The organism is Georgenia sp. EYE_87, assembly GCF_023148685.1.
Lineage (GTDB): Bacteria > Actinomycetota > Actinomycetes > Actinomycetales > Actinomycetaceae > Georgenia.
The window spans coordinates 152,778-179,502 of the sequence record NZ_JAHXNL010000005.1; the positions used below are offsets into that span (position 1 = coordinate 152,778).

Consider the following 26,725-nt stretch of genomic DNA (forward strand, 5'->3'; position numbering starts at 1 on the left):
CTCCGCCGGCTCGTCGATGTTTCAAGGGGGAACCATCCATGGGAAAGCACCGCACACGGGCCAACGGACGGGCAGCAGCAGCTGCCGCCGTCGCCCTCCCGCTCTCGCTCGCACTCGCGGGCGGGGCGCTCGCCGCGACACCGGACCACTCCAGTGCCGGCGGCAACCCACCCGCCCACTCCAACGCCGGCGGGAAGAACGCTCCGGAGGTCGAGGCCCGCGTCAAGCCCGTCATCAAGAAGGGCCAGCGCGAGTTCCGCGATCTCAACGCCAACGGCCAGGTCGACACCTACGAGGACTGGGGGAAGTCGCCGTCGCAGCGCGCCGCGGACCTCGTGTCCCGGATGACGCTCGAGGAGAAGGCCGGCCTCATACACATCACCTCCGAGCGGCGCGGCGCACCGGCCGGCACGGTGGTGGACGACCCGTACGCCCCCACGGTGGGCTACGTCGAGGACCGGAACATCCGGTACCTCGTCATCCGCGACAACCCGACCGCCGCCCAGCTCGCCGACCGGGCCAACGACTACCAGGAGCTCGCCGAGGCCTCCCGGCTCGGCATCCCGGTCGTCTTCACCTCCAATCCACGCAACCACGTCAACCCCGACCAGCAGTTCGGGATCAGCGAGGCGACCGGCCAGTTCTCGCTCTGGCCCGGCAGCCTCGGCCTGGCCGCCAGCCACGACCCCGGCGTCGTGCGCGGGTTCGCGGAGATCGCCCGCGAGGAGTGGCGCGCCGCCGGCATCCACAAGATCTACGGCTACCAGATCGAGACGGCCACCGAGCCGCGCTGGAACCGGGTCTCCGGCACCTTCGGCGAGAGCCCCGAGCTCAACGCGGACATCGCCCGCGAGCTCGTCCTCGGCTTCCAGGGCGAGGAGCTGGACAGCGAGTCCGTGGCCCAGACCATCAAGCACTTCCCCGGCGACGGCGCCGTGCTGCGTGGCCTCGACCCGCACAACGCGCAGGGCCAGTGGGCGATCTACCCCACCGAGGGCAGCCTGTACGACTACCAGCTGCCCCCGTTCCAGGCCGCGATCGACGCCGGTGCCAGCTCGGTGATGTCGTACTACAACGTCCCCAGCAACGAGCTCAGTGCCGACCAGCTGCCCAAGCACCTCTGGTACTCCGAGGACCAGCAGTTCGAGGAGGTCGCCGGCGCGTACAACAAGGCCATCATCGACGGCCTGCTCAAGGGCGAGATGGGCTTCACCGGCTACGTCAACAGCGACAGCGGCATCCTCACCACCACCGCCTGGGGCGAAGCCATCCAGGCCATGACGCTCGAGGAGCGTTACGCCAAGGCCGTGGACGCGGGCATCGCCCTGTTCTCCGACTACAACGACCCGACCGGCCTGATCAACGCCGTGAACCAGGGGCTGCTCCCCGAGTCCGACCTGGACCCGCACGTCCAGTCCCTCCTCGAGGAGATCTTCACCCTCGGCCTGTTCGAGAACCCGTACGTCGACCCCGCGAACGCCCAGGAGATCGCCGACTCGGCGGAGTCCCAGGCCGTGGCCGACGAGGCGCACCGCAGGTCGGTGACGCTCCTGCGCAACGACGCCGGCCAGCTGCCGCTGACCGACGAGGCGCTGGCGGAGACGCGTCTGTACGTCGAGGTCTTCACCAGGACCAACGCGGCGAACCAGACGGCGGCGCTGAAGAACGTCATCCGTGCGGCCGACCCCTCGGTCCAGATCGTCGACACCCCCGAGGAGGCGACCGACGCGCTCGTGCTCGTCCGGCCGAACAGCTACGAGCTGCCCGACGGCTCGGCGAAGTCCGTCGAGCTCGACGCCAACACCGGCGTGAACGTGGCACGAATCCAGGAGATCGAGGCCACGGTCCCGACCATCCTGGCCGTCAACGCCGTGCTGCCCTGGGTCATCGAGGACATCGAGCCCGGTGCGGCGTCCGTCGTCGCCACCTTCGACGTCAAGACGGAGGCGATCTGGGAAGCCGTCCGCGGGGAGTTCAACCCCACGGGCAAGCTGCCGGTCACGCTGCCGGCCGACCAGGCCGCGGTCGAGGCGAACGCGTCCGACGTCCCCGGCTACGCCGAGGCGTTCGACTACGCGTACACCAACGCCGCGGGTGACACCTACGAGTTCGGCTTCGGCCTGAGCTACGAGGAGTAGCCGGAGCGTCCGCCCGACGTTCCACCGGTGAACGAGAGGTCGCCGTGCTCGTACGAGCGCGGCGACCTCTCTCTGTGCTCGCACGGCGCAGTTCGAGCCAGGGGCGTGCGACGCCTGCTAACTTGATCCGACCTGTAGCTCAGTCGAATCGCGTCACCAGCCGACACCGCCGTCGCACCCCGGACGCCGCGCCCCGACCGGCGCGCACCTTCCGCACCCACCGGAGATTCGAGCCATGGACCACCCAGAGACCGCAGGCACCGCCCGCGAGGACCGCCCCGCCCACCAGCTCCTGCACGACTACGCGTACACGATCCGGACCAAGGAGGGCGAGCTCTACAACGACGACCTCGCCCCGGTCGCCGCCGGCCAGCGCAAGTGGGGCTGGTTCGAGATCTTCAACGTCTGGACCAACGACGTGCAGTCGCTCGCCGGCTACACCCTCGCGGCCAGCCTGTTCATCACCGCCGGCATCAGCGGCTGGTGGGTGTTCGCCGCGATCATCCTCGCCGGCTTCTTCATCATGGTGCTGGTCAACCTCTCCGGCCGGCCGAGCGTCCACTACGGCGTCCCGTACGCCGTCATCGCCCGCACCAGCATGGGGGTGTTCGGGGCACGGTTCCCCGCGCTGCTGCGCGGCATCGTCGGCATGTTCTGGTACGGCGCCCAGACCTACTTCGCCTCGACCGCCGTCGCCCTGGCGATCAACGCGGTCCTAACCGACCCGCCCACCGCCACCTTCCTCGGGATGAACGCCGTCGGCTGGGTCTCCTACGTGATCGTCACCATCTTCCAGGTGGCCCTGTTCATGCGCGGCATGGACTGGATCGCCCGGTTCCTCAACTTCGCCGGGCCGGCCGTCTACGTGGTGATGACCCTGCTGCTCATCGCCATCTGGACCCAGGCCGGCGGCGAGCTTGTCGGGGCGGTCGGCACCCTCTTCCAGGGCGAGAAGACCGGCGGGGCGGCGGTCCTCGCGTTCTTCGGGGTCGCCGGCACGATGATCGCCTACTTCGCCGCCGTCGTCGTCAACTTCGGCGACTTCGCCCGCTTCACCCGGTCCACGCGGCAGATGCGCCGCGGCAACCTGCTCGGCCTGCCCGTCAGCCTGACGCTGTTCACCTTCCTGTCGCTGTTCATCACGGCGGGGGCGTACATCGTCTTCCAGGGCGGGGAGGGCGACCCGCTGGTCAACCCCGCGGACATCGTCGGGCAGGTGGGCAACACCTGGCTGACCATCATCGCGGCGATCACGTTCTTCCTCGCCACCGTCGGCATCAACCTCGTCGCCAACTTCATCCCGCCCGCCTACGACCTCGCGAACCTGCTGCCCTCGCGGATCTCCTTCCGCACCGGCGGGCTCATCACCGCGGCGATCGGCTTCGTCATCGGCGCCCTGTGGGTCGCGGCCATCGGCGAGATGGGCCTCCCCAAGTTCGTCGACACGCTCGGCGCCATCCTCGCGCCGCTGTACGGCATCCTCGTGTGCGACTACTACCTCCTGCGCCGGCGGCGCCTCGACCTGCAGCACATGTACTCGACCTCACCGGGAGGCATCTACTACTTCAGCAACGGGTGGAACACCCGGGCGCTGGCCGCCGGCGGGCTCGCCGCGATCTTCTCGATCGCCGCGGTGTGGGTGCCCGCCCTCGCCCAGCTCGGGGGTTTCGCGTGGGTGATCGGTGCCATCCTCGGCGCCCTGTTCCACTGGATCGCGATGCGCAACCACGTGATCGTCTCGACCGGCGAGGAGCACTGAGCTTCGTCACATCCGAGGCGGGTGTGGCGCCTTCCTGGGCGCGGGAAGGCGCCGCAGAACCGGCGAACGGGACGAGTGCGCCCGCTTGAGACATACCCGACAAAGCCTTGACCAACGGTTCCCCAAACGTATGGTGGAAGGGAGCTAGTGTTCCCACGGCGGTTGCACGGCCAGGTGACGGCACCGCCGAACTTCTTCTCTCCGCCTCGGATCTGAGACGGCTGCGGCGCGCGCCCGGCCGCCCGCGGATCAGGTCCTGAGGCGAAGGAGAACGAGTGGCGCGCGACCATGAAGTGAGACCGGACGAGACGTCCGAGTCGACGATCGACCGCGGTCGGTTCGGCGTGACGGAGCGACGGAGGCCCCGGACCGACGACGAGTACCGGGCGCCCATCTCCAGCGCCGAGCTCAGCAAGGGCCCCACCGAGCTCGCGGAGGACCGCGGGGCGCGGGTCAACTGGCGGGTCTTCGTCATCTCCGCCGCCGTGATCGTCGCCTTCTCGCTGTGGGCGATGCTCGCCCCCACCAGCGCCGCGGACGTCATGCGCGAGCTCGTCCTGGACATCGCGACCAACCTCGGCTGGTTCTACGTGGTCACCGTCGTGCTGGTGATCCTCTTCGTGCTGTGGGTGGCGTTCTCCAAGGAGGGGACGGTGCGCCTCGGCCCCGACCACTCCCGCCCCCAGTACAAGCTGTTCACCTGGGTCGCCATGCTGTTCGGCGCCGGCGTGGGCATCGACATGCTCTTCTACTCCGTGACCGGCCCGATCGCGCAGTACATGATGCCGCCGACCGGGGACCCGCAGTCGGCCCAGGCCGCCCAGGACGCGGTCGTCTGGACGATGTTCCACTACGGCATCTCCGGCTGGGCGATGTACTCCCTGCTGGGCATGGCGATGGGCTACTTCGCCTACCGGTGGGGCATGCCGCTGTCGATCCGCGCGGCGCTGTACCCGCTGCTCGGCAAGCGCGTGCGCGGCGCCGCCGGCGACGCCATCGACGTCTTCGCGCTGATCGGCACCGTCTTCGGCGTCGCGACCTCCATGGGCATCGGCGTGGTCCTGCTCAACGTCGGCTTCTCCTACCTGTTCGGCCTGCCGCAGGGGCTGGGCCTGCAGATCGCCCTGGTGCTGGTCGCCGTCGTCATGACGGTGGCCGGCTGCCTCTCCGGCGTCGACCGGGGCATCCGCCTGGTCTCGGAGCTGAACATCTGGATCGCGGCCGCGATGATGCTCTACATCCTGGTCACCGGCCAGACCGCGTTCCTGCTCAACGCCCTGGTCACGAACATCGGCCGGTTCGTCGGCACGTTGCCCGAGCGCACCCTGGAGACGTTCGCCTACGAGTCCGGGGGCGCGGACTGGATGGGCGGCTGGACGCTGTTCTTCTGGGCGTTCTGGCTGGCCTGGGGCCCGTTCGTCGGCCTGTTCCTGGCCCGCATCTCCCGCGGCCGCACGCTGCGCGAGTTCGTCATCGCCGCCATCACCGCCCCGGTGCTGTGCGACTTCGTCATCGTCTCCATCTTCGGCAACTCGGCGCTGTCGGTCGTCATGGACGGCAACCTCGAGTTCGCCCAGCTCGCCATCGACCAGCCCGAGCAGGGCTGGTACGCGCTGCTCGAGATGTTCCCCGGCGCGGCGTTCCTCATCGGCCTGGCCACGCTGTCCGGCATGCTCTTCTACCTCACCAGCGCCAACTCGGGCGCGATGGTGATGGCGAACTTCTCCTCCACGATCCCCGACCCCGCCGAGGACGGCGCGAAGTGGCTGCGCATCTTCTGGGCGCTGGTCACCGCGCTGCTCACGATCGCCATGCTGGTCGCCGGCGGCGTGACCACCATGGAGTACGCCACGCTGATCTTCGCGTTCCCGGTGACGATCATCGCGTACCTGGTCATGGCCTCGTTCTGGAAGGTGCTCCGCATGGAGCGGGCCGAGCGCGAGGGCCAGATCATCCGCCGCCGCTCGGCCGCCGCCCACGGCGGGCAGGTGCCGGAGAAGACGTGGAAGCAGCGCCTCGCACAGCTGCGGTCCTACCCGTCGAAGAAGGCCGTCACCCAGTTCATGGACCGGACCGTGCGGCCGGCGCTGACCGCCGTCGCCGCGGAGTTCGGCGAGCTGGGCTACGAGGCGACGCTGTCCACCACCCCGAACGCCGAGACCGGCGTCGACGAGCACACGCTGGTCGTGAACATGCTCGACCACCGCGACTTCCACTACCAGGTGGCCGCGGTCGAGGCCCCGGTGCCCCGCATCGGCGGGCGGCCCATGTCCAAGGGCGACGACCTGTACTACAAGGTGGAGGTCTTCACCCAGACCGGCACCGAGGGCTACGACCTGATGGGGCTGACCCAGCAGCAGGTCATCAACGACGTCCTGGACCGGTACGAGGCGCACCTGTCGTTCCTGCGCTACTCCACCGAGCACGACTACGCCTCGGTCCTGACTCCCGCGGCCCCGGCCGCCGTGCCGACGGTCGCGGACGACGTGGTGCGCGTCGCGGACTGACGCCATTTTCGACGTCGGGGCGGCTCCGGTCTCGGGGCGGCTCCGCGTCGGGGCGGCTCGAGCATGGGCCGGCTCGGCGTCGGACGGCCCGACGAAGGTGACCTTTTCGGGCGGGGCCAGCCAGGCGGGAGTGGTGCGAGCGTGCCTCGCACCACTCCCGCCTGGCACGAGGGCACAGGGGCGGGACCCGTCGATCCCGCCCCTCCGCCGTCGGCCGTGTTTCCTCCTGCGTGCAGAACTCAGCGCCGCGCGCCGCGCTGCGCCTCGTAGAGGTCCTCGACCACGGTGGGGTCGAGGCTCGAGACGCTCTCCAGCGCCTCCGGGCCCCCGGGGTAGTCCGGGCGCAGCTCGCTCGTATCGCTGGTCACCCCGGCAACGTCGAGGGTGACGCTGGCGGGCGCGACGTCGCTCAGGCACACCGCGTAGGGGCGGCCGTTGGTCACCTCGATGCCCCAGTGCGCGTTGCGGGCGCCGAAGTACGGGCCAGACTGGGCGGCGCCGCCGACCCGGCCGGTGTTGTTGATCCGGATGTTCGAGCGCAGGTTCTCGAACGGCAGCGCCCGGTGGGAGTCGAACGTGCCCTCAGCCATGACGCCGCGGTGGTAGACGTTGCCGGACGAGAGCCCCTCGGCATTGATGCCGTGCGGCCACGCGCCCGCGACGGACGGCACCGTGAACGGCTCGACCTCGAAGTCCTCGATGAGGTTGTCGTGGGACTGCATGCGGATAACGAACGGGTGGTGCGTGGCGCGGCCGGCGACCGTGACGCGGGACATGGTCACCGACTTCGCACCCGTCAGCCCGAAGCCGACGTCGGTGTTCTCCACCCGGATCCGGTCCGCCCAGCAGTCGTGAGCGGCCTGGAAGTGCACGCCGTTGGAGCCGGGGTTCTGGTTGTGCCGGGTCTGCGTGATGAGCTTGTTGCGGATCGTCAGGCGCTCGATCCCCACCTCGGTCACGGCGGGGCCGAGCTCGCGGAGCACCGACGGCCACCGGTCGCTCAGGTCGTGCTTGACGGGCTGGGCGAGGCGAACGGTGGCGCCGTCGAGAATCTTCTCGATCCGCACCGGCCACTGGAGGGTGCCGTACTGGGGGTAGAAGCCCTCGGTGCCGGGCACCAGCTGCGGGGCGCCGACCGGCCAGTCGTAGGCGCGGGCACCCTCGGTGTCGCCCGCGAGGTGGACGAGCAGACCGGCGTCGGCGGGGTTCTCGGTCTCGAGGAGGACCATCTGCCCCTCGCGCAGACCGGCCGTGGAGGAGACGGTGACATCGGAAGTGCCGCGCGGGGCCGGCGCGACGGCGGCGAGCGTGGCGCCGGGGATCCACCCCTCCGTGCCGAGCCACTCCTCGACCTCGAGCTTGCTCTTGACGGGCTCCGGGATCACCCAGATCTGACCGCCGGCCCACGACCAGCGGTCCTGGTTCTTCGACGCCTGCCAGTTGTCGCGGTACCCCTCCTTGAGCGGCCGGGAGAAGTACAGGACGGTGTCCGCGGTGCTCGCGCCGCGCACGACGACGTTGGACCAGTGGATGAAGAGCGGACCGCTGAGGTGGTAGGTGCCGTCCGGGACGAGGACGGTTCCGCCGCCGCTCTCCCCCACCGTGCGCACGGCGGCGTTGAACGCCGCGAGGTCGTCCGTGGCGCCGTCGCCCTTGGCTCCGTACTGCTTGACGTTGGCGACGACGCGCGGGTGCGGCCGCGGCGAGCCGAGCCGGTAGCCGGCGTGCGTGAAGTCGCCGAGAAGCCGGTGGGTCGACGGCGAGGCCGACCACTCGTCGAGCAGCTGCTGGCCGAGGTCCCCGGTGGCAGGGCGCACGGCGCGGCTCGGGCGCGCGACCGGCGCCGCGCCGGCGGGCGCGGCGAGCGCGGCCATCGCCGTCGTCGCTGCGGCGACGGACAGCAGGCTGCGGCGGCTGATCTGGTGCAGCACGGGATTGTTCACGGTTCCCCCTTGACGTCGTTGTCCCCGTCCGCGGCAGCACCGTGGACGGACTTTCGGTCCAGACGATCATCGGGACGGCCGCGACCGATACCCCTTGCCGTTTGTTGCCGTGGACGAGCGGGGCCGGTGCTCTGGCGATGCCCGGCCCGGCCAAGCGGGCACCGGTGTCATCGGGCGCCGATAGAGTCGTGAGCATGCCGGAGCTGCACTTCTTCGAACGTCGCGCGGATCCCCCGCCCGCGAAGGTCAACGCGATCACGCTGACCGTCACGTTCACGACGCTCTGGATCCTCGCCACGGCGGTCATCGGGGTGCTCGACCTCATGGGCCGCGTCCCGGGGAACTGGCTCGACGTCTGCTTCGCGGGCCTCGGGATGGGCCTCCTCGCGGTGTGCTGGGGGTACGTGCACGAGTACCGGGCCGCGCGACGCCAGCGCCGGTAGCGGGGCTCTCCGGCCAGCAGGTCACGAATCCGGCCGCGCCGCCTACCTGTCACGTCTAGCTCGGTTTTCGTGGCAGGTTCGTCGCCGCCGGTGCGCTCGCCGGCTCGGTCCCCCGCGTACGCGGCGGTGCGTGGGGTCGGCCGCCAAATATTCTCCGCCCGACAGGGAACTGAATCGGGGTCCGGGGTGTTTTACTAGGTACCCCCGGGGGCACCGGCGCGGCTTTCCCCCAGACGCGTCGTCTGTCTCCGGGGGCCTTTTTATGCCCGGCGACGCGCGATCGCTACTCCTTCGCGCGGTGCCCCGCCCGCGAGCGCTAGTCCTCCGCGCGGTGCCCCGCCCGCGCGACCGAAACTCCCCCGCACGCTGCTCCGCCGCGAGCGCAGCGCCTCCGCGCCGTGCTCCGCCCACGAGCCCTACACCTCCGCGCGGCGGGCCGACCCGCCCCGCATCCAGACGAAACCGCTCCGGCGCCGTCGCGGATCCGTCAGCATCGACGGGACGCCGTCCCGGCCGGCCACGTAGCGCGGCTCGCAACAGTGGCGCGGCTCGCGTCGCTGGGACCGCCCGACGCCACCGACCGACGGAGCACCGATGGAGACACCCGCCCGCCGGGGCACCGCCGCGGCCGTGACCGCCACCGTGCTGCTCGCGCTCCCGACGCTCGTCGTGCTGCCGGCGCTGGTCTCCATCCTCGGGGTCAGCTCCGCCCCCGGCGACGACCTCGCTCCCGTCGCCGCGGGCCTGCTCTGGCTGGCGCTCGCCGCGCTGCCGCTGCTCGCCTGGGCCCGGCAATCCTGGAAACTTGCGGTGCCGGCCCTGGCGATCGCCGTCGTCGGGGTCGGGTATGGCGTCTGGGGGTTCATCGACGGCGTCGAGAAGTCCCGCCAGAACTGCCACTGGGTCCTCTGCGACGCGGGCCTGTACCTCGGACCGGTCCTCGCCGGCTACTTCGTCGGCGTCGCCGTCACCCTCGCGCTGCTGGTCCACGCGCTGCGCCGCGTCCCCGCGGTCGGGGCCATGCCGGCGTGACCTGACATGGGCTCGCGAAGAACCCAGCACTCGCCACCCCGCGGCCGGACCGGTCGCCGCCCGCCCCCACCGGTTGCCGGCCCGGGTCGCCGCCCCGCCCCCACCGGTTGCCGGCCCGGGTCGCCGCCCCGCCCCCACCGGCCCGCCACCGGCCCCCACCGGCCCGCCGCAGGCCCGCCACCGCGCCGAGTGAGACGTTGTCCGTGTTATCCGGCTCTTATTCGACGGACAACGTCTCACTCGGCGCGGGGCTTCGGGCAGATACCTGACACGAACAGCCTCGGGGGCGGACACAGCGCTCAGACGGTTGGCTGTCGCCGCGTGGTCGGCCTGACGCCGCGTGGTTGTCCACATCAGGCTGGACTGCCCGCACCTGCACAGAGCACAGGCGCCAGCTCGTCACCGAAAGGCTGGTCTCGCAGAGCGTGGCGGTATGCGCACTCCCACCCCCGTACCGCCGGAACTCGCTGGAGGACCGTTCCGTCGTGATGCCGCGCTGGATCAGGTCAGCGACGAGATCCTCGAGGGAGCGTCGTACCAGCGACTGCTACGAGGGATACACGCCGTGGCCGGGCCGATCACGCACGAGGACCGAATCCGCGCTACGCGCCTCGCCGTGCCGGCGGCGGTGCTCGGAGGGATCAGCGCGGTGTGGGTGCACGGGGGCGACGTCGCATGGCCCGACGAGCCGGTGGAGATCGTCCTGCCGCGCGACCGTCGCGTGCGGAGCCGCGAGTATCTAAACGTCCGCGGCGACGAGCTTCTGCCCGCCGAAGTGATGAGCTCTCGGTTCGGCCGCGTGACGACGCCGGCGCGCACCGCCTTCGACGTCGGCCGCCACGACGACCCGCTGCGCGCGGTCCCGCTCCTCGACGCCCTCGTCCGCGCCACCGGTCTGACGCGGCAGCAGGTGGAGGACGTGACCAGTCAGCACAGCGGTGCGCGGTTGATCCGCCGGCTCCCGGAGATGCTCGACCTCGTCGACGCAGGCGCCGAGTCCGTGCGTGAGTCACAGCTGCGGGTGATCCTCGTCGAGGCCGGACTCCCGCGCCCCGTCACCCAGCACACGGTCCGCACGAGCGACGGGCTGTTTGTCGCCCGTGTCGACCTGGCTTGGCCTGAGCTGCGGGTGATCGTGGAGTACGACGGCTCCCACCACGACGACCCGCGCCAGATCGCCCGCGACCGCGCCCGCCTCAACGCCCTGCGCGCTGCCGGCTGGACCGTGCTCGTCGTGGATCGCGCGCAGTTCGCGCGGCGGGACCAGATGGTCGCGATGATCCGCCGCGTCCTGCAGTCCGCCCGACGGTGAGGTTCATGGCCGGGTGAGGCTCGTCCAACGTCCAACGTCCAACGTCCAACGCCTGCCGCCCAGCGCCCGGCGCCGGCGAGAACCAGAGCCGCCAGTGAACGGCCCGTTGTCAGAGCGTCAGGCTGCCGCCCGGCCCCTCGACCGTCAGGCGCAGCCTCGGCTCACCGGGACCGACCTCGATATCGGTGCCGATCGCCCGCAGGATCGGCGTGACCTCCTCCGGCCGCGGGTGGGTGGCGACCAGCCCGGTCGGCCGCACCCGCGCCTTCGTGGTGACCGCCGGCGAGGTGGTGGCCCCCCAGTCGATGAGGAACGGCACCAGCCCGGTGGGCTCCACGAGGTTCGCCGTCAGGCGCCACTCCAGCAGCGTGCCGTCGGTGGTGCGTCGCGCGCCGTCGAACACCTCGCCGAGGTCGAGCCCGGCCTCGCGGGCCCGGGCACGTGCGGCGTCGAGGTCGCCGGGGTGGACGGCCCAGGTGACGACGGCGGTCTCCCGGACGTCGTCGACGCCGAACGAGCGGGTGCCGGTGAAGGTCGTGTTCTCGGGGTCGGCGCCGATGATCTCCAGGTAGGCGTCGCCGCCGAAGGAGACCAGGTAGTTGCGGGTGCCGAACTTCGGGTGCACGCCGCCGGGCTCGGGCGCGACGCCGGTGGCCTCCTCGAACGCGCGGACGGCCGCGGCGAGGTCGGGCGTGGCGACGACGACGTGGTCGAGGTGGTGGGGCAGGACGGTGTCGGTCACGCGGGCACCGTACAGGCCCGCCGTGGCCGGGTGCCGGGCACCCCGACCGGGGTCCGCGGAGTGGGACGCGAGGGGCGTGGCCCGCCGCGCGGTCAGGTCGCCGGCGCTCGCCCGTCCGGACGGGTGCGCCACCGCGCGCGGTCAGGTCGCTGGCGCTCGCCCGTCCGGATGGGTTCGCCGCCGCGCCGTCAGGTCACCGGCGCTCGCCCGTCCGGGTGGACGGCCGAGGCGACGACGAGGCCCCCGCCCCACACCATGGAGAGGACTCCCGAGGTCGCGCCGAGGCTTGCCGCGACCTCGGGGTAGAGCAGCGAGAACCCGCCGAGGCCGACGGCGGAGAGCCCGACGGTCCAGCCCGCCAGCCGCACCGAGCCGAGGCCGGCGACGGCCGCCACCGGGAGCACCACGAGTGCAAGGGCCGCCGCGGCCTGCTGCGGCCAGTGGTCGACGCCGTTGGTGAGGTACGGGACGTGACCAGGCGCCCGGGCCTCGGCGGTCAGGTGCCAGACGTACACCAACCACGGCACGGCCCCGGCCGCGGTGACGGCGAGCACGGGCAGGCCGCGCCGCCCCCGGTCGGGTGCCGACCGCGGTTCTGGTGACGTCGGGGCCGCCGGGGGCACCGGTGGCGCGGAGGCGGACAGGGGCACCGGGGGCGTCGCGGCCGCCGGGGACACCGGTGGCGTCGTGGCCGGCCGGCGGACCAGCCACACCAGCGCCCAGGCCGCCACGACCGTGGCCGCGAGGAGGAGCGCGCCGTTGCGGGACCCGTCGGGGTAGAAGCTGCCCGAGGTGCGCATGAAGCCGACCCACGGCAGCCCGGCGAACACGAGCACGGTGAGGGCGGCCCAGACGGCGGTGAGCCGGCGTGGCTCTCCCGCTCGGCCCACTCCGCGGCGGCGCTCCCGACGGCGGCGCTCCCCGCGGCGACGACCGTTGTGCGCACCACGCCGCCCCCGAGCGACCAGGGCGACGACGCCCGCGGTGAGCAGCTGGGCCGCACCGAAGAGGACGACGGCGCCGTCGAGCGCCAAGGCCGCGGCCGGCACCGCGCAGGCCGCGAGCAGCGCGACCTGCACCGCGACGGCGCGGCCGAGACCCGGGCGCAGCACCATCGCGAGGAGCGGCACCACCACGAGGCAGGTCATGGTGACGCCCCAGCCGGCCTCGAGCATGGCGTGCTCGCCCGCGAACAGCGGGTGCGGGGGCGGGATCACCACCCACAGATCCGTCGTCGCGAACCCGACGGTGGACCACGCGAGGGCCAGCACGAGGGCGACCGCGCGCGCCGCCGTCGCCCGCTCGGCGGTGAAGGTGCGGGTGCCCGGGATGGTCGGCGTCGTCGTCGGCACGGCGGGAGCGTAGCGAGGCGACGACCGGCCGCGGGCCCGATCGGAGCGACGAGGCCCGAGCCGGGCGGGCCTCACCCGGACGGGTCGACGGGACGCAGCCTGCGCTGCTCGAGCTCCCAGTACTCGATGTCGAAGGCCTGCGCCTCAGTCATGGTCCGGTAGCCCCCGAGCCGTTCCGCGGCTTCGATGATCCGGATCGTGTGCCGGAAGATGTCCAGCACGGCCTGCGCCGTCGCGGGGTCCGGGCCCGTGGTCACCAGCCCGAGCTCGGGGTCGAGGATCACCCGCGGCGTCGGGTCCAGCATGCGTGCCCCCGGCGAGCGGTGCGCGTGACGCTCGAAGTAGCGGGTGTAGTCCTCCGCGTAGGCGTCCACGTCGCGGCCGAGCAACGGCAGCCGCTTGGTGCGGATGACGTGCTCCAGCGTGGTGGGCCCGCGCTGCGACACCACGGGCAGGTCTGCGCGGGTGACGAAATCGGTCACCTCCCGGTCCGCGCAGACGGCGACCGCGGGCGGGGTGTGAGCGACCGCGTCCAGCGCCGCACGCAGCTCGCGCGGCACGTCCGCGACCCGACCGTCGGCCCCGTCGAACGGGTCCGCGCGCCATCCCGCCTCCCGCCCGAGGAACTCCTCGGCCCGCCGGACCAGCTCGAGGTGCCGGTCGTAGGCCTCGGCCACGTCGTCACCCATGGTGAACAGCCCGTGGTGGGCGAGGACGATGGCGGTGCACCGGTCCGCACGGCGCGCCTGCCACGCCGCCGAGGCGGTCATGGCGAGCTCGAAGCCCGGCATCACGTAGGGCACGACGATGACGTCGTCGCCGAGCACCTGAGCCGCGAGGTCCGGGCCGTGCACCGTGTCGGTGAGCGCGACGATCGCGTCCGCGTGCGTGTGCAGCACCGAGCGGAACGGGAGCGCGTGGTGCAGGAGGCTCTCGATGGTGGGCGCGGGCGCGCCCGGCCGCCGGCTGGCGGCCGCGTACCCGGCCATCATCTCGAGGTCGCTCAGCTCGCCGGACCGAAGCATCCGGGCCAGCGCGGTGCGGTCGAGCCGCACCAGACCGTCCAGGTCGAGCCGGCCGAGGTCGAAGCCGGACGCCTTCGCCCAGAGGTCCTCCTCCGTCTTGACGGAGGTGTTGCCGCCGCCGTGCAGCACCAGGAACGGGTCCCGACCGAGCAGGCGCGACGCATGCAGCGTCTCCCTCAGCCACCTGTTGACGCCCGGCTCCGCCCGCTGCGCCAGCACCCCGTCGACCCCCGTGGGCGTGCCCCATCCCGTCATGTCCCGCACGTGCTTCCTCTCTCTTCCCGACGCCGGACCGAGCGCATCCCGCGCCGCGATGCGGCGCGGGACGGGCAGTCCGGTCAGTCCTGCGCCCCGCCGGAGAGGTCGGCGTACATCGCGGCGGCCTCGTCGGCGCTCAGGCCGCCATGGACGACGGCGCGCACCGACTGGATCATCGCCAGCGGGTTCTCCCGCTGGAAGATGTTCCGGCCCATGTCGACCCCGGCGGCGCCCTCGTCGATCGCCCGGCGGGCCATGGTGAGCGCGTCGTGGACGGGCAGCTTCTTGCCGCCCGCCATGATCACCGGCACCGGGCAGGCGGCGGTGACCTGCTCGAAGCCCTCGTCGCAGTAGTAGGTCTTGACCAGCTGCGCGCCGAGCTCGGCGATGATCCGCGTGGCCAGGCCGAGGTAGCGGGCGTCGCGGGTGAGCTCCTTGCCCACCGCGGTCACGCCGAGCACCGGAATACCGTGCTGGAGCCCGGCGTCGACGAGCCTGGTCATGTTGTGCACCGACTGCGTCTCGTTCTCGCCGCCGATGAACACCTGCACGGCGACGGCGCTGGCGTCGATGCGCACCGCGTCGGAGATGTCCATCGCGATCCGCTCGTCCGAGAGCTCCTTGAGCACCGAGGGCCCGCCCGAGGCGCGGACCACGAGAGCGTTCGTGGCGCTGGGCGGGATGACAGTGCGGATGATGCCGCGCGTCGCCATGAGCGCGTCGGCCTCCGGAGCGAGCGGCACGATGTTGAGGTCCACCCGCTCCAGGCCGCGCGTCGGTCCCTGGAAGTACCCGTGGTCGAAGGCCAGCATGACCGTCCTGGCAGACTCGGCGTCAAAGATGCGACCGAGCCGGTGCTTCATCCCGAAGTCGAGGTTCGCCGCGCCCTTGACGTGGAAGCCTCCCGACTCCTGTGGCGTGTCGAGGTGGTAGTTCTTCGCGGCGAGGTTGCCGTCGAGGTCAGCCATGGTGATGTCCGTTCGTTGTCTCGTTCGCCGACGTGGCGGGTGGGTGGGTGGGGCAGTGGTCAGCGCGCCGTCGTGGCGACCGCGGGGACCGGGTCGCCCGGCGTCCAGGGCACCTGGACGCCGTCGGCCGGGTCGTAGGGCGCCTTGACGAACAGCGCACGGAAGGTGGAGTCGGTCTCGTTGACGAAGTAGTGCATCTCCCCCGGCTCGCACCGGTAGACGTCGCCGACGCCCACCGTGTAGCTCTCCGTGCAGTTGATCCACAGGGTCGCCGAGCCCTCGAGGACGACGAAGGTCTCCTCGATCTGGGCGTGGTAGTGGTTGGACGCGTCGTCGCCGGGCCGCAGGCGGACCACCCCGAAGTCCGTGCGCGGTCCCCGCAGCAGGTAGCCGGGCCCGTACTCCCCGAACCGGTAGGGGGCGCTGTCGACCTTGCTCGTCTCCATGTGTTCGTTCCTCTTCTTCTCAGTCGTGGGTGTGTCAGGTTCCGGGGGCTTGCCACATCGGCGTGGTCACGCCGGCTGTCATGAGTTCTCGCTGGGCGGCGTAGGCGAGCGACCACCGCTCGACCACCGGCGCGTAGGCCTCGTGGTTGCCGGTCACGGGCTCGACCTCGCGGTCCCACCGGACCCAGCTCGCACCGGCCTCGGACGGGCTCGAGAAGAGCCCGGCGCCGCTGGCCCCGCACGCCGCCGCGCCCTGCGCCGTCGCCTCGGTGACGGACGGGACGCGCAGCGGCCGGCCGAGGACGTCGGCGACGATCTGCGTCCACACGGGGCTCTTCGCGGAGCCGCCGGCCAGGACGACCTGGTGCGCGCGGGCCCCGCTGAAGTCCTCGACCATCTCCAGGTTGGCGCGTGCGACGATCGCCGCGTTCTCGAGGAGGGAGCGGAACATCGCGGCCCGCAGGCGGGCTCCGCCGTCGAGCGGGAGGTTGAGGAACGACGGCGCCGCGTGCTTCCAGCTCCGGTAGTTCATGACGTCGGAGAAGATCGGGATGACGCCGTCGGACCCGATGGGGATCCGGGCCGCCGCGTCCGCCAGGACGTCGAGCGGGTCGCGCCCGTCCGCGTGGGCCGCTGCGACCTCCGGACCGGCGAACGTGTCGCGGAACCATCGGATCGCGGTGCCCGCGTGGAAGGCGATCGCCTCCGCCTGCCACAGCCCGGGCACGGCGGCCGCGTTGACCCGCACCCGCATCTGCGGGTCGGTCACCGGTTCGGCCAGGTTGACCATCTGCTGCCAGAACGTGCCGGCGACGACGAGCGCCTGGCCCGGCTCCGTCATGCCGAGCCCGAGGGCCGCGAGCTGGGCGTCACCGCCGCCGACGACGACGCGGGTGCGGGTCGACAACCCCGTCTCCCGCGCCGCCTCCGCGGAGACCTGGCCGAGCACCGTCCCGGGCTCGACCACCTGCGGCAGCAGGCCGGTGCGCAGGCCGCAGATCGTGGCGAGCTCGTCGTCGGCGTCCCGGGTGGCGAGCGCCAGCATCCCCGACGTCGAGCCGTTGGACGGCTCCATGGCGCACACGCTGGACAGGCGGTAGAGGACCCACTCGCTGAGCATCAGCACCGTGGCGGCCCGCTCGTAGAGCTCGGGCCGGTGGCGGGCGAGCCACAGGAGCCGCGGTTGGGCGGCGAGCGCGAACGTCTGGCCGGAGCGGTGGTAGACGAACTCCTCCACCCCCTCCGTGGCGGCCAGCTCGGCGACCTCGGCCCCGGCGCGGGCGTCGACGTTGGCGCAGGCCCAGACCTCGCGGCCGTCGCGGTCGAGGACCACGAGCCCCTCCCGCATCGACGTGGCGCTGACCGCCAGCACGTCGTCGGGAGCGACACCGGCGGCGGCGAGGGCCTCCCGGACGACCTCGACGACGAGCGCCCAGTTCCTTTCGACCGCGAACCCCATGGAGGCGGGCACGCCGGGTTCGGGATCGTGCTCCCAGGGGCGGCTCGCCGTCGCGCGGGGACTTCCCGCGGCGTCGAAGACCAGCGCCCGGACGGACCCGGTGCCGGCGTCGATCGCCAGTAGATGACTCATGCTTCCCTGACCTTTTTCTGCTTGCGGGGTGATGGATGTCGGAGGGTGCCGTCGGCCTGGTCGGGTCAGTCGACGTCGACGCCCTCGGCCTCGAGGAGCGCCCGGGCGACCTCCTCGTTGGTGACGAGCACGTCGAGGTACCCGCCGCGCAGCGCTCCCCGGATCGCGGCGAGCTTCTTGATCCCGCCGGCCACACCCACCACGTTGGGGATCGCGCGGAGCTCGTCGATGCCGATGCCGATGCGGCGTTCGTGGATCGGCAGGTCGACCACCTGGCCGTCCTCGTCGTAGAAGATCCCCAGGATGTCGCCGACGGCGCCGGCCTCGGCGATCCGGGCCAGCTCGGCGTCGTTGACGTAGCCGAGCTGCGCCAGGGTGGCCTGGCCGGTCACCGCTCCGATCCCGACGAGCGCGTGGTCGCTGCGGTGCGAGAGCTCCATGACCTCACGGACGCCGGCCTCCTGCCGGAGCGCCTCTGCGAGGGTGGGAGAGGAGACGACGATCGGAGCTGGGATGACGGCGTCGGTGCATCCCTCGGCGGCGGCTCCGCGGACCCGGCGGAGGGTGCTCACGTAGGCGTTGACCCCGCCCGTGAGCGTCACGGTGGAGACGCGCGTCATGAGGTCGACGGCCACCAGGTCCACCGTCGCCTGCACGGTCTCGCCCCATCCCATGGCGAGCATCTCGCCCGGCTTGAGGTGGTTCTGGAGATACTGCGCGCCGCCGCGTGCGAGCCGGTGGTTGATGCCGCTCTGGTCCTGCTCGGCGTCGTCCAGGGCGGGCGGCACCAGCGCCTCACGCAGCCCGAAGGTCTCCCTGAGCTTGCGCCCGACCTTGAAGGCGTCGAAGTGGTCCGACCCGATGGTGAAGGACACGATGCCGCTCTGGCGGCACCGCTCCAGCAGCCGGCCGGCCGACGGCCGCGAGACCGCGAGCCTCTTGGCGATCTCGTCCTGGGTGAGCTGGTCCACGTAGTAGTACCACGCGACCCGGAGGAGCTGCTCCTCCGCCTCCCACTCTTCGCCCGCTCTCTTGAGCACGCCCCCCACCTTCCTGTCGTCCGCGGGTCCGCGGAGCTCCCGCCGGGCGGGGTGGGACGCCGCAGCGCCCCACCCCGGCGCCGTCAGAAGTCGAAGTCGTCGATGTTCTCCGCGGTGAAGACGGTCCGCTCGGGCATCACGATGATCCCGTTGCCGTCCGCCTCGTAGTCGTACCCCTGAACCGAGTTGGGCTGCACCTCGAGCGTGCCGAAGCCGTCCGCCTCGAAGGTGTCGCCCACGTTGAGCTCGTTGCCCTCGAGCAGGTGCGCCGCGACGGCGACCGAGAGCGCGCCCTGCTGCTCCACGTCCCAGAGGGCGAAGCGGTCCAGCGTGCCGTTGTGGATGTACTCCTTCATCACGTTCGGCGTCGAGAACCCGACGAGGATGATGTCGTCGCGGCCGAGGTTCTCCAGCGCCTGGGCGGTGCCGGGCAGCGCGTTGGCGTCGGGCGCGATGATCGCCTTGAGGTCCGGGTTGGCGTTGATCAGCGCCTCGGCCTGCTGGACGGCGAGCTCGGTCTGGTTCTCGGAGAAGACGGTGTCGACGATCTCCCAGCTGGTGTCCTCGGCGATGATCCCCTTGGCGACCTCGGCCCACTGGTTCTGGTCGGTCACGGTGGGGCTGGAGTAGTGGAACGCGACCTGGGCGGCCTCGTCGGCCGGGAGCTCCTCGGTCACCATCTCGACCAGCAGCGAGCCGAGCTGCTCGGGCGTGCCCTGGCTGATGTAGAACTGCCGGCACTCGGGGTTGGTGTCGGAGTCCCAGGTGAGGACGACGACGTCCTGCTCCATCGCCGTCTTGAGCGACTGGCACAGGCCGTCCGGGGAGACGGAGGAGACGATCAGGCTCTGGTAACCCTGCTGGGTGTAGGAGTTGATCAGTTCGACCTGCTTGGCGACGGAGGCCTCGGGCGAGCCGAGGTACTGGACGTCGAGGCCGTGCTCCGGCCCGGCGGCCTCGGCACCTGCGCCGCCGCCCTCGAAGAAGCCGACCCCGGTGAGCTTGGGGATGAAAGCGACCTGCGCCGCGTCTTCCCCGGACCCGCCGGTCGAGGCGTCCGTGCTGTCGGCCTGCGAGCACGCCGTCAGGGCAAGCGCTGCGGCGGCGAGCACTGCCGCTGCCATGTGCGAGCGATTCCTCATCGAACCTTCCAATCGTCGTGCGACGCCGCCGTTGCGGCTCGCTGCTGCGAGCACGCCCCGCGTCGATGCGGTGCGTGCGATCTCCCCGCGGCCTCTCAGGGGGTGGGTGCGGGGACTTCTTCCTTGTGGAGCCGTGGTGCGGTCGCCCCGGCTCTGCGGCGCGCCCGCCGGTTCCTCCACGACTCGGACCAGTGGCCCGTCCACCAGCGGAGGCTGGCGACGATGACGAGGGCGGCGCCGGTGGCGACCGCCACCTGGTTCTCCGACAGGCCCATGAACCTCAGGCCCTGCTGGAGGAACCCGATGACGAAGGTGGCGATCACGACGCCGCCGATGCTGCCCTCGCCGCCGTACATCGAGACCCCGCCGATGACCACCAGCGTCAGCACGGGCATCAGCAGGCCCGCGCCGATGTCCGACCGGGCGGACCCCACGTAGGAGGTGAGGAGGAGTCCGACGAGGCCGGCGGCGAGCGCGGTGAGCAGGTAGGTGAGCAGGATGACCCGCTCGGAGCGGAAGCCCGCGTACGTGGCGGCGCGCGGGTTCGCGCCGATGAGGCGGGCCTGCCGGCCGAAGGCGGTCCGGCTCAGGAGCACGGCGAACACCGCCGCGAGCACCGCGAAGACGACCAGCATGTTGGGCAGCCCGAGGGTCCGCCCCCCGCCGAGGGCGAGGAAGCTCTCGGGCAGTCCGGAGATGCCCTCGAAGGAGGACACGCCGCCGAGGCCGGACGCCCCGAGCGCCAGCCCCGCGAAGAGGAACTGGGACCCGAGTGTGATCACCATCGGCTGGGCGCCGGTGATGAGGATGGCCGCGCCGTTGACGAGGCCGGCGATCGCCGCGGCGATCATGCCGACGAGGGCCGCGGTCCAGATGCCCACGCCCGCCTGGAACGTCACGCCCGTCACGATGGCGGCGAGCGACGCCACCGAGCCGAAGCTGATGTCGATGCCTCCGGTCATCATCACCACCGCCAGGGGCAGCGCGACGATGCCGAGGTAGACGAAGTCGGACATCGCGAACAGGAGCCGGTCCGGGTCGAGGAAGCGCGGGTTCATCGCACCGAAGATCGCGAGCTCGGCGACCAGGACCACGACGAGCGCGGTCTCCCAGCGCATCGAGCCACGCAGTCGCGTCAGGACGGAGTTCATCAGCGGGCCTCACTCTCGGCGAGCTGCGGGGCGACGGTGTGCCGTGCTCGGTAGCGGTCGGTCAGGCGGCGCCGGTCGAGCGCCGCCCGGACCCTCGCGTCGGCGAAGAGAGCGACCAGCAGGATGGCGCCGATGACGGTGTCGGCCCAGAACCCGGGGATGCCCAGGAAGCTCAGGGAGCTGGTCGCCGTCGTGATGAAGAGCGCTCCGACCACCGCGCCGGCGATCGTGCCCACGCCGCCGGTGAGGGCCACGCCCCCGATGACGGCGGCGGCGATCGCCCGCATCTCGATGCCCTGACCGGCCTGGTTGCTGATCGAGCCGATCTGGGCGAGGAAGACCAGCGCCGCCGCCGCGGCGAGCAGCCCGGAGGCGGCGTAGGCGAAGATGACGACGGCGTTCGTCCGGACGCCGATGAGGTGGGCGCCGCCGTGGTTGTCGCCGGTGGCGTACACGTGCCGGCCGATCCGGGTCCGGCCCATCGCCAGGGCGACGCCGGCGAGCACGAGGAGAGCGCCCCAGACCAGCACCGGAAGACCGAGCAGCTCGAGCCTGCCCAGCTGCCGGTACTCGGACGGGATGTTCTCCACCGAGTAGCCGCCGGTGATCATGAAGGAGATCCCTCGGTAGGCGGCGAGGGTGCCGAGGGTCATGACGATGGAGGGCACGTGGCCGTAGGTCACGCCCAGCCCGTTGATCGCCCCGAGCACGGCGCCCAGGGCGAGGACCGCGAGCACCGCGACGACGATCGGCACGCCGTCGCGGAGCAGGAGCCCGCCGACGATGCCGGACAGGGCGAGCGTCGACCCGACCGAGACGTCGATGTTGCGGGTGATGATGACGATCGCGCTGCCGGCGGCGAGGAGCGCGAGGATCACGGTCGAGTTCGCGATCCGGGCGAGGTTGCCGCCGGAGACGAAGCTCGGGTGGACCAGGGCCACGAGGGCGAAGAGCAGGACGACGCCGAGGACGGTGACCGCCTCGCGGTGCTTGAGCAGCTGCTTCATCAGGCGACCTCCCCGATCGTGCCGAACGCGCCGTCGCGCACGGCGGCCAGGGTGATGCGCTCACCGGAGAGCTGGCCCGTGACCCGGCCGTCGCGCATCACGAGGACGCGGGTGCTGAGCTCGACGATCTCCTCGAAGTCGGAGGAGATGAGGACGACGGCCAGGCCGCGCTCCGCGAGGTCGCTCACCAGGCGGTACAGGTCGGCGCGCGCGGCGACGTCGACGCCGCGGGAGGGCTCGTCGAGGATGATGACCTTCGGCTCGGGTGCGAGCGCCTTGGCCAGGGAGACCTTCTGCTGGTTGCCGCCGGAGAGGTTGGCCACCTTCCGCCCGCGGCTGCCCTGCTGGAGGGCCAGGTCCTTCGCGAACCGGTCGGTGACCTGGTGGTCGAGCTCGGTGCGGATGAGGCCGCCGCGGGTGATCCGGTCCAGGACGGTCGAGCTGCAGTTGTCGACGATGGTGCCGAGCAGGAACACGCCGTGCGCGTGCCGGTCCTCCGGGACGTAGGAGAGCCCGCGGGCCAGCGAGCGGCGCGGCGACCGGGAGTCGTACTCCTCGCCGTCGAGGACCACGGACCCCGTGCCGGGCCGCAGCCCGAACACCGTCTCGGCCAGCTCGGTCCGTCCCGTGCCCACCACGCCCGCGATGCCCAGCACCTCGCCGGGGTGAACCTCGAGGTCGACGTCCGCGAACCCCTGGCCGGTCAGCGCCCGCAACTCGAGCGCCGCCTGTGCCCCTTTCCGCGCGACCGCCTTTGCCCGGACGGTTCCCTCGTGCCGGACGGCGTCGGGGACCATCGCCCGGACGAGGTCGTCGACGGAGACCTCGTCGGTCCGCGCCTGGAGCACCATGGCCCCGTCCCGGAGGACGGTGACGCGGTCGCACAGCGCGAAGATCTCGGACATGCGGTGCGAGACGTAGAAGATGCCCACGCCGCCGTCGGCCAGCGAGCGGAGCCTGGTGAACAGCTGGTCCACCTCGCGGGCGGTGAGCGCGGCGGTCGGCTCGTCCACGATCAGCAGGCGCGCCTCGCGGAGGATGCCCCGGACGATCTCGATGAGCTGCTGGTCGGAGATGGACAGCTCCCCGGCCCTCGCGTCGAGGTCGATGGGGTGCGCGAGCGAGTCGAGGACCTCCTGCACTCGCCGCCGGCCGACCTTCCGCCCGCCCAGGGAGAGGGTGACGTTCTCGAGCACCGAGAGGTTCGGGAAGAGCTGCGGCTCCTGGGGGACCATGTAGACGGCGTTGGCGTGGGCCGCTCTCGGGGAGAGGTTCCTGACCTCCCGGCCGCCGATCTCGATCCGACCGGCGTCGGGCGAGACCACGCCCGTGATGGCTTTCATCAGTGTTGACTTGCCTGCGCCGTTGCCGCCGACGAGGGCGTGGATCTCGCCGGGCTGCACATCGATGTCGACACCCTTGAGGACGGGAACTCCGCCGTACGACTTCCACAGGCCGTCCACGACGGCGACCGGATCTCCGCGACCCTGGCTGCTGCTGCTCTGCAACACGGACTGACCCTCCACGACCCTGTGAGCATCTGATCATCGCCTGAGCGATTGCTCACACCGTAGGGCTAACCCGTCCGCAAGGGAAGTGGTTTGGACGATCATCGGGGATAACGATCCGGTCACAAGGGTGGGCACGAACGATGCGGGGCGCGCCGGCCCAAGGTCGCGTCTCTCTGTGGCCACCGAATGGTGCCCCGCGCACGCTTCGGCAGCGCGCCGGCCGCGGCTGGCTCAGCCGTGGTCGCGCTGTCCTGGCCAGGCCGCCACGACGCCGGCATCAGCCGGCGTGCTCAGCCGGCCGCCGACGCCATCCGCGCGACCCCGCGCACCAGCGTCCCGACCGCTCCCACCGACACGACCACGACGGCGAGGCGACGGGCCGCGCGCGGCGAGACCCGCCCCGCCACGCGTCCGCCGAGCGCGACCCCGACCGGCACGGCGGCCACCACGCCGGCCACCAGCCACCCCGCCGGCAGACCCTGCGTGCCCGCGGCGCCGACGGCGAGCTTGGTGGTGAGCGAGATCGTGCCCATCGTGAGAAAGAGCGGCTGCAGGGTGGCGGCGAAGGGCCGCTGCTCCCAGTCAGTGGCCCGCGCGTAGATCAGCATGGCCGGCGCGGCCACCCCGACGGCGGTGTTGAGGAACCCGCCGGCGACCCCCGCGGCCAGCCCGGCCGCCCGGCTCGGGGCGAGCGGCATCCGCCGCCACAGCGCGGCCCCGCCCAGGCCGGCGAGCACCACCGTCCCGATGATCACCTCGAGCAGGCCCTGGTCGGCCTCCCGGACCAGCAGGGCCGCGGGCGCCGAGCCCAGGACGATCACCGGCGCGACGGCGGCGTACCGGCGCCAGTCGATGTCGGCCCGCGCGGCCAGCGTCAGCAGCAGGGCGGACACGATGGTCGTCGCGTTCGTCAGCATCACGCCCGTGACCGGCCCGATCATCAGCGCCAGCGCCGGGGCCACCACGAGGCCGGTGCCCATTCCGCTGACCCGCTGCAGGATGCATCCGAGGACGACGGCGAGGACGGCCAGCGGCAGCAGCGCGAGGCTCACGGGACCACCAGCACCGCGCTCACCCGCCGAGGCCCGCCATCACGGTGAAGAGGTCCTTCTTCCCCTCGAACCCGATGCCGGGCAGGTCCGGCATGGTGATGTATCCGTCCTCGACCTGCACCCCGTCGGGGAAGCCGCCGAACGGCTGGAACAGGTCGGGGTATGACTCGTTGCCGCCAAGGCCGAGGCCGGCCGCGATGTTGAGGGACATCTGGTGGCCGCCGTGCGGGATGCACCGGCCGGGCGACCAGTCGTGCTCGCGGAGCATGTCCAGGGTGCGCAGGTACTCCACCAGCCCGTAGCTCAGCGCGCAGTCGAACTGCAGCCAGTCCCTGTCGCGCCGCAGGCCGCCGTACCGGATGAGGTTGCGCGCGTCCTGCATGGAGAACAGGTCCTCCCCCGTGGCCAGCGGGGGCTCGTACGCGGCCGCGATCTCGGCCTGCAGCTCGTAGTCGAGCGGGTCGCCGGGCTCCTCGTACCAGAACAGGTCGTACTCGGACAGCATCCGGGCGTAGCGCAGAGCGGTCTCGCGGTCGAACCGTCCGTTGGCGTCCACCGCCAGCCGCTGGCCGGGGCCGAGGACGTCGAGGACCGCCTCGATCCGCCGGCGGTCCGTGTCCAGGTCCGCGCCGCCGATCTTCTTCTTCACCACCGTGTACCCGCGGTCCAGGTAGCTGCGCATCTCGTCCCGGAGCGCGGCGAGGTCCTGCCCGGGGTGGTAGTACCCGCCGGCGGCGTAGACGAAGATCCGCCGCTCCGGCCGGCCGTCGCCGTAGCGGTCCGCGAGCAGCTGGAAGAGGGGCTTGCCCTCGATCTTCGCGACGGCGTCCCAGACGGCCATGTCGATGGTGCCGACGGCGACCGAGCGTTCGCCGTGGCCCCCCGGCTTCTCGTTGGTCATCATGGTCCGCCACACGGCCGCGGGGTCGAGGTTGTCCCCGGTCTCGTCGAGCAGCGCCGTCGGGTCCGCCTCGAGCACGCGGGGGATGAACCGCTCCCGCATCATCGCGCCCTGCCCGTAGCGGCCGTTGGAGTTGAACCCGTACCCGACGACGGGACGGCCGTCCCTGACCACGTCGGTGACGACGGCGACCAGGCTCAGCGTCATCCGGCTGAAGTCGATGTAGGCGTTGCGGATCGGCGAGCTGATGGGGAAGGTCTGCTCCCGGACGTCGACGATCCTCACCGGGCGACCTCGCGGTCCACCGCGGCGAGCAGCTCGTCGGTGACCTCCTGGGTCGAGGCGGTACCGCCGAGATCGGGGGTGCGCACCCCGGTGGCGGCGAGGACGTGCGAGATCCCGTCCATGACCGCCGCGGCGGCGTCCTCGTGGCCGAGGTGGTCGAGCATCATGGCCCCGGCCCACACCTGCCCGAGCGGGTTGGCCCGGCGCTGGCCCGCGATGTCGGGCGCGGACCCGTGCACCGGCTCGAACATCGACGGGAACTCGCCCTCCGGGTTGATGTTCCCCGACGGGGCGATGCCGATGCTGCCGATGATCGCCGCGCCGAGGTCCGTGAGGATGTCGCCGAAGAGGTTCGAGGCGACGACGACGTCGAACCGCGCCGGGTCGAGCACGAACAGGCCCGCGAGCGCGTCGATGTGGTACTCGCTCGGCACGACGTCCGGGTACTCCCCCGCGAGCTCGCGGAAGATCTCGTCCCAGAACGGCATGGTGTGGATGATCCCGTTGGACTTCGTCGCCGAGGCCAGCCGCTTGCCGCGGCCCTGGGCCAGCCCGTAGGCGTAGCGCATGGCCCGTTCGACGCCCCGGCGGGTGAAGACGGACTCCTGGATGGCGAGCTCGTCCGGGGTCCCGCGGTACATCCGCCCGCCGGTCTCGGAGTACTCGCCCTCGTTGTTCTCGCGCACCACGACGAAGTCGATGCCGGAGGCCGGGACGTCCCTCAGCGGGCTGTCGATGCCGGGCAGTAGCGTCACCGGACGGAGGTTGATGTACTGGCGGAACGCCCGGCGGATCGGGATGAGCAGCCCCCAGAGCGAGACGTGGTCCGGCACACCCGGGTACCCCACGGCCCCGAGGAAGATCTGGTCGAACTCCCGCAGCCGGTCGAGCCCGTCCGGCGGCATCATCCGGCCGGTGCGGGCGTAGTACTCGCACGACCACTCCAGCTCGTTCCACTCGAAGCGGATGCCGAACCTGCCGCCGACGCGGTCGAGCACCGCCTGGGCCGCGGGCATCACCTCCTTGCCGATGCCGTCGCCCGGGATGGCGGCGATCCGGTACGTCGTGTCCATGTCATCTCCATTGAATGGTGTGCTCGCCGGTCGGGACCGGCCGGGCG

The 26,725-nt window shown here is 71.8% G+C and carries 21 protein-coding genes; 6 read left to right on the forward strand and 15 right to left on the reverse strand.

The window, feature by feature from the left end:
* The first annotated feature begins 38 nt into the window (after positions 1-38).
* The 3 genes from KZX45_RS09815 (at position 39) to betT (ending at position 6,404) form a co-directional block, all read left to right on the forward strand.
* Entirely contained in the window at positions 39-2,138 is a 2,100-nt protein-coding gene (locus tag KZX45_RS09815; RefSeq protein ID WP_248257552.1) for a glycoside hydrolase family 3 protein, read from the forward strand.
* A gap of 235 nt (positions 2,139-2,373) precedes the next feature.
* Positions 2,374-3,897 carry an NCS1 family nucleobase:cation symporter-1 gene (locus KZX45_RS09820; protein ID WP_248257553.1) on the forward strand — a complete coding sequence of 508 codons (1,524 nt, stop codon included), beginning with the start codon at positions 2,374-2,376 and terminating at the stop codon, positions 3,895-3,897.
* A 293-nt stretch (positions 3,898-4,190) separates the two neighbouring features.
* Positions 4,191-6,404 carry a choline BCCT transporter BetT gene (betT, locus tag KZX45_RS09825; RefSeq protein ID WP_248257554.1) on the forward strand — a complete coding sequence of 738 codons (2,214 nt, stop codon included), beginning with the start codon at positions 4,191-4,193 and terminating at the stop codon, positions 6,402-6,404.
* Between the two features lie 239 nt (positions 6,405-6,643).
* On the opposite strand, the gene KZX45_RS09830 is transcribed toward betT, so the two are convergent.
* Entirely contained in the window at positions 6,644-8,347 is a 1,704-nt protein-coding gene (locus tag KZX45_RS09830) for a glycoside hydrolase family 55 protein (protein ID WP_248257555.1), read from the reverse strand.
* A 194-nt stretch (positions 8,348-8,541) separates the two neighbouring features.
* Here KZX45_RS09830 and KZX45_RS09835 point away from each other — a divergent pair, with 194 nt between their 5' ends.
* The 3 genes from KZX45_RS09835 to KZX45_RS09845 all read left to right on the forward strand — a co-directional run bounded on the left by KZX45_RS09835 (position 8,542) and on the right by KZX45_RS09845 (position 11,134).
* Positions 8,542-8,790, forward strand: coding sequence for a DUF2530 domain-containing protein (locus KZX45_RS09835; protein ID WP_248257556.1), 249 nt, complete (start codon positions 8,542-8,544; stop codon positions 8,788-8,790).
* 594 nt (positions 8,791-9,384) lie between these two features.
* Positions 9,385-9,822: a hypothetical protein gene (locus KZX45_RS09840; RefSeq protein WP_248257557.1), complete on the forward strand. Its 438-nt coding sequence runs from the start codon at positions 9,385-9,387 to the stop codon at positions 9,820-9,822.
* Between the two features lie 565 nt (positions 9,823-10,387).
* Positions 10,388-11,134: a DUF559 domain-containing protein gene (locus KZX45_RS09845; RefSeq protein ID WP_248257558.1), complete on the forward strand. Its 747-nt coding sequence runs from the start codon at positions 10,388-10,390 to the stop codon at positions 11,132-11,134.
* Between the two features lie 109 nt (positions 11,135-11,243).
* Here the strand turns inward: KZX45_RS09845 and KZX45_RS09850 are convergent, their stop codons facing one another.
* From KZX45_RS09850 to KZX45_RS09915, 14 genes are all read right to left on the reverse strand, one after another.
* Positions 11,244-11,876, reverse strand: a complete 633-nt coding sequence (locus KZX45_RS09850) for a VOC family protein (RefSeq protein WP_248257559.1) — start codon at positions 11,874-11,876, stop codon at positions 11,244-11,246.
* A gap of 188 nt (positions 11,877-12,064) precedes the next feature.
* A complete protein-coding gene (locus KZX45_RS09855; protein ID WP_248257560.1) occupies positions 12,065-13,228 on the reverse strand; it encodes a hypothetical protein in 1,164 nt (387 codons plus the stop codon).
* A 71-nt stretch (positions 13,229-13,299) separates the two neighbouring features.
* A complete protein-coding gene (locus KZX45_RS09860; protein ID WP_248257561.1) occupies positions 13,300-14,508 on the reverse strand; it encodes a class II aldolase/adducin family protein in 1,209 nt (402 codons plus the stop codon).
* An 83-nt stretch (positions 14,509-14,591) separates the two neighbouring features.
* Entirely contained in the window at positions 14,592-15,479 is an 888-nt protein-coding gene (gene lsrF, locus KZX45_RS09865) for a 3-hydroxy-5-phosphonooxypentane-2,4-dione thiolase (RefSeq protein WP_248257562.1), read from the reverse strand.
* Positions 15,480-15,538: 59 nt separating this feature from the next.
* Positions 15,539-15,925: a cupin domain-containing protein gene (locus KZX45_RS09870; protein WP_248257563.1), complete on the reverse strand. Its 387-nt coding sequence runs from the start codon at positions 15,923-15,925 to the stop codon at positions 15,539-15,541.
* 34 nt (positions 15,926-15,959) lie between these two features.
* Complete coding sequence (gene lsrK, locus KZX45_RS09875) at positions 15,960-17,516, reverse strand: autoinducer-2 kinase (RefSeq protein WP_248257564.1); 1,557 nt, start codon at positions 17,514-17,516, stop codon at positions 15,960-15,962.
* A gap of 65 nt (positions 17,517-17,581) precedes the next feature.
* Positions 17,582-18,556, reverse strand: a complete 975-nt coding sequence (locus tag KZX45_RS09880; protein WP_248257565.1) for a sugar-binding transcriptional regulator — start codon at positions 18,554-18,556, stop codon at positions 17,582-17,584.
* Positions 18,557-18,639: 83 nt separating this feature from the next.
* Positions 18,640-19,680 (reverse strand): autoinducer 2 ABC transporter substrate-binding protein LsrB, encoded by a 1,041-nt coding sequence (lsrB, locus tag KZX45_RS09885; protein WP_248257566.1) that lies wholly within the window; start codon positions 19,678-19,680, stop codon positions 18,640-18,642.
* 113 nt (positions 19,681-19,793) lie between these two features.
* Positions 19,794-20,849, reverse strand: a complete 1,056-nt coding sequence (locus KZX45_RS09890; RefSeq protein ID WP_248257567.1) for an autoinducer 2 import system permease LsrD — start codon at positions 20,847-20,849, stop codon at positions 19,794-19,796.
* Positions 20,849-21,856: an ABC transporter permease gene (locus KZX45_RS09895; RefSeq protein ID WP_248257568.1), complete on the reverse strand. Its 1,008-nt coding sequence runs from the start codon at positions 21,854-21,856 to the stop codon at positions 20,849-20,851. The genes KZX45_RS09890 and KZX45_RS09895 overlap by 1 nt, the downstream gene beginning before the upstream one ends.
* Positions 21,856-23,367 (reverse strand): sugar ABC transporter ATP-binding protein, encoded by a 1,512-nt coding sequence (locus tag KZX45_RS09900; RefSeq protein WP_248257569.1) that lies wholly within the window; start codon positions 23,365-23,367, stop codon positions 21,856-21,858. The genes KZX45_RS09895 and KZX45_RS09900 overlap by 1 nt, the downstream gene beginning before the upstream one ends.
* Positions 23,368-23,657: 290 nt before the next feature.
* Positions 23,658-24,419 carry a TSUP family transporter gene (locus KZX45_RS09905; protein WP_248257570.1) on the reverse strand — a complete coding sequence of 254 codons (762 nt, stop codon included), beginning with the start codon at positions 24,417-24,419 and terminating at the stop codon, positions 23,658-23,660.
* A 19-nt stretch (positions 24,420-24,438) separates the two neighbouring features.
* Complete coding sequence (locus tag KZX45_RS09910) at positions 24,439-25,605, reverse strand: mandelate racemase/muconate lactonizing enzyme family protein (RefSeq protein ID WP_248257571.1); 1,167 nt, start codon at positions 25,603-25,605, stop codon at positions 24,439-24,441.
* Positions 25,602-26,678 (reverse strand): tartrate dehydrogenase, encoded by a 1,077-nt coding sequence (locus tag KZX45_RS09915; RefSeq protein WP_248257572.1) that lies wholly within the window; start codon positions 26,676-26,678, stop codon positions 25,602-25,604. Before KZX45_RS09915 ends, KZX45_RS09910 begins: the two co-directional genes overlap by 4 nt.
* Between the last annotated feature and the right edge of the window lie 47 nt (positions 26,679-26,725).

Coding starts and splice junctions, on each gene's coding strand:
- KZX45_RS09860 (WP_248257561.1), bottom strand. CDS start 14,508: ATGACGGGATGGGGCACGCCCACGGGGGTCGACGGGGTGCTGGCGCAG.
- KZX45_RS09895 (WP_248257568.1), bottom strand. CDS start 21,856: ATGAAGCAGCTGCTCAAGCACCGCGAGGCGGTCACCGTCCTCGGCGTC.
- KZX45_RS09815 (WP_248257552.1), top strand. CDS start 39: ATGGGAAAGCACCGCACACGGGCCAACGGACGGGCAGCAGCAGCTGCC.
- lsrF (WP_248257562.1), bottom strand. CDS start 15,479: ATGGCTGACCTCGACGGCAACCTCGCCGCGAAGAACTACCACCTCGAC.
- lsrK (WP_248257564.1), bottom strand. CDS start 17,516: ATGAGTCATCTACTGGCGATCGACGCCGGCACCGGGTCCGTCCGGGCG.
- KZX45_RS09890 (WP_248257567.1), bottom strand. CDS start 20,849: ATGAACTCCGTCCTGACGCGACTGCGTGGCTCGATGCGCTGGGAGACC.
- lsrB (WP_248257566.1), bottom strand. CDS start 19,680: ATGGCAGCGGCAGTGCTCGCCGCCGCAGCGCTTGCCCTGACGGCGTGC.
- KZX45_RS09915 (WP_248257572.1), bottom strand. CDS start 26,678: ATGGACACGACGTACCGGATCGCCGCCATCCCGGGCGACGGCATCGGC.
- KZX45_RS09835 (WP_248257556.1), top strand. CDS start 8,542: ATGCCGGAGCTGCACTTCTTCGAACGTCGCGCGGATCCCCCGCCCGCG.
- KZX45_RS09840 (WP_248257557.1), top strand. CDS start 9,385: ATGGAGACACCCGCCCGCCGGGGCACCGCCGCGGCCGTGACCGCCACC.
- KZX45_RS09870 (WP_248257563.1), bottom strand. CDS start 15,925: ATGGAGACGAGCAAGGTCGACAGCGCCCCCTACCGGTTCGGGGAGTAC.
- KZX45_RS09820 (WP_248257553.1), top strand. CDS start 2,374: ATGGACCACCCAGAGACCGCAGGCACCGCCCGCGAGGACCGCCCCGCC.